A 6,140-nucleotide genomic window follows, 5' to 3' on the forward strand; every position below is an offset into this window, starting at 1 on the left:
TCAATTAACTAAAAATCAGATGAAAAGGCAATCTATTAAGCGGCTCAGAAAAAATGCTGGATGGGATGATTCTATTTTAACCACTATCTTATCTCAAAATTTTTCATGAGGTGACCCTGATAGTCAACTCGCAAATAAGGTTTTTATCAGTAGCAATTAAGTTAATATTTACTACAATTAAATTATAAAATAACCAATAGGTTGCTATATGGATATAACTCCTTTTTTCAAATTAATGGTCGATAAAGGCGCTTCTGATTTGTTTTTTAGTGTAGGAGCGCCGCCAAATATTAAAATAGAAGGCGTTACGGCCCCTGTGGGGCAAGTTCCTATTCAATCGCACCAATTAGCAGAAATTGCCCGTTCTATTATGAGCGATGCGCAGCAAAAAGAATTTGAAACCAATTTAGAGCTGAATATTGCATTATCATTGGCAGGAACAGGTCGTTTTAGAATTAATGTATTTAAGCAATGTGGCGAAGTAGCGATGGTTGTCCGTTATATCAAGGGCCATATACCGAGTCTTGATGATTTGAAATTGCCTAAAATTTTGCAATCGGTAGTGATGGAATTGCGCGGATTAATTTTAGTCGTGGGAGCAACAGGCTCAGGTAAATCGACTACCCTAGCCTCAATGATTGATTATCGCAATCAGCATCACCGTGGACATATTTTGACCATTGAGGACCCTATTGAATTTATTCATGAACATAAAAAATCCATTGTCAACCAGAGAGAGGTGGGTATAGATACCTTAAGTTATGGTAATGCATTAAAAAATGCCATGCGTGAAGCGCCAGATGTAATTTTAATCGGCGAAATCAGAGATAGTGCCACGATGAAGCATGCGGTGGCTTATGCAGAAACGGGACATTTATGCATTTCAACCTTGCATGCTAATAATGCAAACCAGACGATGGATAGAATTATTAATTTCTTCCCTGAAGAAGCAAAGCAGCAAGTTTTAACTGATCTGAGTTTGAATTTACGTGCAATTATTTCTTTACGCTTAATTCCTGGTTTAGAAAACCAGCGTATACCTGCGGTCGAGATTTTGCTGAATACACCTTATATTTCTGATCTTATTGAAAAAGGAAAGGTTGATGAAATTAAAGAGGCTATGGCGCGGGGTACCGAACAAGGAATGCAAACTTTTGATCAATCTTTGCTGAATCTGTACCAGGAAGGCAAAATATCGCAAGAAAATGCGATTAAATATGCAGATTCCAAAAACAATGTAGGCCTACAAATTCGGTTAAATGAAGAAAAAGATTTCAGCTCACAAGATTTAACCATTCAATCTGACGAGAATGAGAATTTTTAAATGGGATCAAGGCTTGTCTGGTTTTAAATTTTTATTCATTATGTTAAAATAATATCCAAAAAATAGCTTTCTTCTGATGATGGTTTTTAATATTAATGACATTGAACTAGGTACTCCTAGCCATGCTGGACATAAGATTTATCTTAATGCCTGCTATGACTTACCCATACCTAATAATCCGTTAAAGAAGAAAAAGCAGCATATTATTTTTAAAAAAAATAAATACGATAATTCGGATTACTCACGTTATGAAGTAGCATTTAGCCAACTTGCTTTTTTATTGCTAGGCAAAAAGTACACCGCGAAACAAGATTTAGTCGTTGATGCCCAAGGAAAAATATTGGGGGTAGCTGCTGAACATATCCACCATGTCATTGCCCGGAAAGAAAGTTTAAGCCCCCTTTTTTATTCTCTCGATGCCCTTAAATTTGCTAGTCATTTAAGGGGTAAAAAAGTGATTAGTGCAGAAGAAATCCCAGTCTATTTTTTGAATAAACTACCTCACGGCTTTTTTGCCCAATTAATTGCAGCAGAAAAAAAAGGGGCTTTAAGTATTGATTATAGGTCTTTAGCCAGTATTTTGACCGGTTCCTATACCTTAGAGGAGGACGATCTACATAAAGGTAATTTTGGTTTTTACATAGTCGAAAAACAAAAGAGACCACAGGTTGTTTTTTTTAAAATTGATCATGATTTAATGTTTGCCAATTCGCTAATGTCCTTTTACAGCATTCGTCCCCAGCATCTTTTTTATGATGAACATGCCTTTGATATTGATGCTGAAGATCTATTAGATTTTCCTAATTTATCCCATTCCTCCAACACCTATTGGCCCACTAAATTAAGTGTCATAGCCAATCCATGGAGTGATAAAGAATACAACGACGAGATGGAAGTTGAGGCCTTTGCTCGCCTGGCTGATAACAAAGAATTTAAAAAAGCGAAATGGCTATCCTTTTATAAACATATTCTAATTCCCTCTGAGCTTAATGAGGCCGTATTAGAACATTGTTTTAATAAAGATAAAGCCGCTGACAGAGCCCATATGGCCTTAATAGTGCAAGCAATGACTGCTCGCCAAGCTAAATTAAAAGCCCTGTTATTTTCCCTACCTGAATTCCGGCACTTTATTAAGGAATTAGCGATAAAGGAAAAATATAATTTATTTAGGGAAATCCTCAGTGCTTGTCCTAAACTCTTAAAACCACAGCTTAGCGCCCATCTAAAGTCGCAATTATTTGCTAAAGAATATTTAGGATACGCAAGTACTATTGAAGAGGGGGATACGGCTTTACATATTGCAATTAAATTGGGCGATTTTCGCTATGAAGAGACCCTGGGAGCCTTTGCCCATTTAATTAATAAAAAAAATAAAGCGGGTAAAACACCTCTAGATTGTGCTTTAGAGCTGTTAACTAAGCAAGAAGAGGCTCATCCACAAGATGTTCGCAAAGATTTGCGCCTTACTATGAAATATCTAGTGCAATACGGTGCTAGCCAAAGTAGAGCCTTCAAACGGTTTAATGAAAAGGAAGACCTAGAGAATTATCAATTTCAAACGCCTTACCTTAATAGGGCGATGCAATGTACTGATTATGCCCTGCTCAAAGAACTTTTACGGGATCTGGGGGAAGATCATCGCTATTGTTTAAAGTTTCAAAAGAAAATTGCGGTTGCTTGCATTAAACAATTTATTGCTTGCAACAAAGACAGTTCCTTATTACCTGCCGCCTTACTACGATTAAAAAAAGAAATCAGCGAAGAGGTGCCGGAATTAAAATACATTCGTCAATTACGCAGTAGTTTATGGATTATTCGCCAGCTTCGAGGCTTATACGGTTGGACAAGCACCCAAGGTGAAATTAATGATTTAGTCAGTCAAGCCCTAGGAGATGTAAAACCTGCGCGCACCTATACCTTCTTTACTGGTGATAAAGGAGCATCATCAGTCTTGTTGGAGAAAAGCTCTCCCTCATGTACGGTATAAATTAGATCCGTTTACCCTAAAGCAACCTAAAGATCTCCTAGATAATTACAAGGTTTTATCGCATTACTAGCCTGGTTGGCAACCAGGCTAGTTACTGGCTTACAATAAACCATAAATAATAGCAGAAATAGAAATTATACCCATAATGGTTATAAAGACATTAGAGAGTTGATTTTGGTATTTTTTCATGGCGGGTACGCGGGCAATAGCATACATAGGCATAATGAACAGTAATACAGCAATGACTGGACCACCTAAAGTTTCTATCATTTTTAGAATATTCGGGTTTAAAGTGGCAATGATCCAGCAGGTAATAACCATAAACAACTCAATGATGCGTTGAATCACTCTGTTATTAGCAGTTTTTCCTGTGGCTTTAATGGACTTCACAAGAATTCCATTTAAGCCTTCTTTAGCGCCTAAATAATGCCCTAAGAATGATTTTGAAATAGCAATGAAGGCAATTATGGGGGCTAAATAAGCGATAAGAGGCGTATTAAAATGATTCGCAAGATAAGATAAAATGGAGATGTTCTGTGATTTCGCTTGGATTAAATCTTGCGGAGAAAGACTAAATACGCAACTAAACACAAAAAACATCACTGAGAATACCATCATCAGATGGCTGTATTTCATTATAGTTGAACTAGTTTTATCGGCCTTATTACCGTATTGTCGTTTTTGACTCATGGCGAAGGAGGAAATGATGGGGGAATGATTAAAGGAAAAAACCATCACGGGTATTATCAGCCATAAAGTCATTAATAAACCATGGCCGCCATTGGCTTTAAGTGAATTACTTTGCTCTAAAATAGCGGTGTTCCAGTGGGGTATTAAATAAAGAGATAAAAGAAAGAGTATGGTGGCAAAGGGATATACGAGCATAGACATAGACTTTACAATAGCTTCTTGCCCAAATCGAACTACAGCCATTAAACCTAAAATCAATATAATCGACAACAAAGCTCTGGGAGGGGCTGCAAGCCCTAATTGATGTACGATAAAGCTCTGGGTAGTATTGGTAATCGCTACGCTATACATCAATAAGATCGGGTAAATGGCGAAGAAATAAAGCGCTGTAAGCATCTTTCCTGCAAAGGAGCCGAAATGTTCTTCGACCACATCCGTAATATCATTTTGGCTTGAGGAGCCTGATAATACAAAACGGCATAAAGCGCGGTGTGAATAATAAGTCATCGGAAAGGCGAGAAGGGTCATAATAACCAATGGCCAAATGCCGTTTAATCCTGCATCAATAGGAAGAAACAAGGTTCCTGCCCCTATTGCAGTGCCGTATAGACTTAACATCCAAACAGTATCTTGTTTACTCCAAGAGGTGGATTTATCCGATACTGAAGAAATGACTGCCGCAGATTCGTTTAACGCCATGAAACAACTCTCCTTATTCAAGAATAATTTGGCTCACAAAAACTAATTAGTATGTCAATTATTAACTCGATGGTGTCAATAATTAACCAGGCCAATTGCTAATCATATACAAGCGGATATAACAAAGCAAGTGAGAATAGAGGGCTAGGGGCCAAATTAATCTTTTATACGGGGCTTTCTTTAAACAAATTTTAAGTTAAATGCTAGGGCTTTGCGCTGAGGATTAGCTATCCGCCATCCGAAAAAATGAGTTTATCCTTGCAAAAAATAGCTTGGATAACACTCCCTCCAGCCCGCTGGACGCGAGTTGGAGAGAGTAAAACGAATTAAGCTAGAGGTGGTTTGGTCTCGATGGAGGTTTTCTTGCAGCACATTCCCCAACAAGCACCTATACAGCAAGAAATTGACCCAATAAAAAACAGAATAAATAAAATCCAGGCGCCAGATGCTAAGTCAGTGGCCGTAGTTGCTGATGTATTTTGAGCATTCATCATTTTTTTCGGCTCTTCTGGGTTAGGTGTTGCCATATTAGGATTAGTGGCTTTACTCATAACGGTATGAGCTAAGGAATATTTATAAGCAAAACTATACTTGGTTAAAGGAAATACTAGCAGAGCGCTTAATATTAAAGCGACACTCCAAGTAACAAAGCCATAAATTATTCCACCATGACAGAGGCATTGTTGTGCCCGTCCTAAATATCCAGCTACATAACCTGCTGCTAACATAGAAGCCACAACCCCAATGAGAAATCCCAGAATACCGCCTATGGCGATGACCTGAGCCCCAGTGGAGTTCGCGCTATAAGCACTTAAGCCAATAGCTGAGCCAAAAAGATGTAATAGAAAGCCCAAGCCAACCCCCACAAAGGCCCCGCAAAAAACAGCAGACCAGCAAATGTGGGAATGAGGGTGCATAGAGCAGTATTCATTGTCAGTTTGATTTATCATAATATTCTCCCTTGATGCATCCTGTTAAACATGCGAGACCAACCAGATTAAAACCAAAACACTAATAGGAATGCCAAATAACCAGCCGATGATGTACCACATGTTATTCTCCTTATTATAAATTTCCCTAACGCCTTATTAGTATAGCGATTAATTAATAATCATGATTTGCAAATAGACTGCATTCGTGGGCTATTTTGAAAAAAAATGATTAATAATTAATAGGTTATAACTTAGGAGCCTTCTCTTGTTTTTGACTTACCATTTACCTTAATGGAAAATAAGTGCGCAGTAGGCTATACTTAGAACGTCCTAATTTTGGAGATTTGAAATGAATAAGGATATTTTTGAAGGAAAATGGGAAGAAGTAAAATTAGCTAGGTCCGGGGATCTGGAACAAAATTCAGGAAAAATAAGAGCTATTCCCGGTTTGTTAGTTCATTCACCTTACTCTCAGAATGGCTTATCCACAAGTCCATAGGCCAGGAGA

The 6,140-nt window shown here is 37.8% G+C and carries 5 protein-coding genes; 3 read left to right on the forward strand and 2 right to left on the reverse strand.

Annotated features, from left to right (window positions below; translation table 11 throughout):
* Window positions 1-208: 208 nt before the first annotated feature.
* Both ELY15_RS12805 and ankK read left to right on the forward strand, forming a co-directional pair.
* A complete protein-coding gene (locus ELY15_RS12805) occupies window positions 209-1,324 on the forward strand; it encodes a PilT/PilU family type 4a pilus ATPase (protein WP_127100652.1) in 1,116 nt (371 codons plus the stop codon).
* Window positions 1,325-1,400: 76 nt separating this feature from the next.
* Window positions 1,401-3,311: a Dot/Icm T4SS effector AnkK/LegA5 gene (gene ankK, locus ELY15_RS12810; protein ID WP_127100654.1), complete on the forward strand. Its 1,911-nt coding sequence runs from the start codon at window positions 1,401-1,403 to the stop codon at window positions 3,309-3,311.
* 99 nt (window positions 3,312-3,410) lie between these two features.
* On the opposite strand, the gene ELY15_RS12815 is transcribed toward ankK, so the two are convergent.
* Window positions 3,411-4,700, reverse strand: a complete 1,290-nt coding sequence (locus ELY15_RS12815) for a serine/threonine transporter (RefSeq protein WP_127100656.1) — start codon at window positions 4,698-4,700, stop codon at window positions 3,411-3,413.
* A gap of 326 nt (window positions 4,701-5,026) precedes the next feature.
* On the reverse strand, window positions 5,027-5,650 hold the full coding sequence (locus ELY15_RS12820; protein ID WP_233586734.1) for a hypothetical protein: 624 nt from the start codon (window positions 5,648-5,650) through the stop codon (window positions 5,027-5,029).
* A gap of 331 nt (window positions 5,651-5,981) precedes the next feature.
* Here ELY15_RS12820 and ELY15_RS16220 point away from each other — a divergent pair, with 331 nt between their 5' ends.
* Window positions 5,982-6,131 (forward strand): hypothetical protein, encoded by a 150-nt coding sequence (locus ELY15_RS16220; RefSeq protein ID WP_158617486.1) that lies wholly within the window; start codon window positions 5,982-5,984, stop codon window positions 6,129-6,131.
* The last annotated feature ends 9 nt before the right edge of the window (window positions 6,132-6,140 follow it).

Origin of the sequence: Legionella sp. km772, assembly GCF_003989735.1 — a bacterium.
In the GTDB taxonomy this organism is placed as follows: Bacteria; Pseudomonadota; Gammaproteobacteria; order Legionellales; family Legionellaceae; genus Legionella.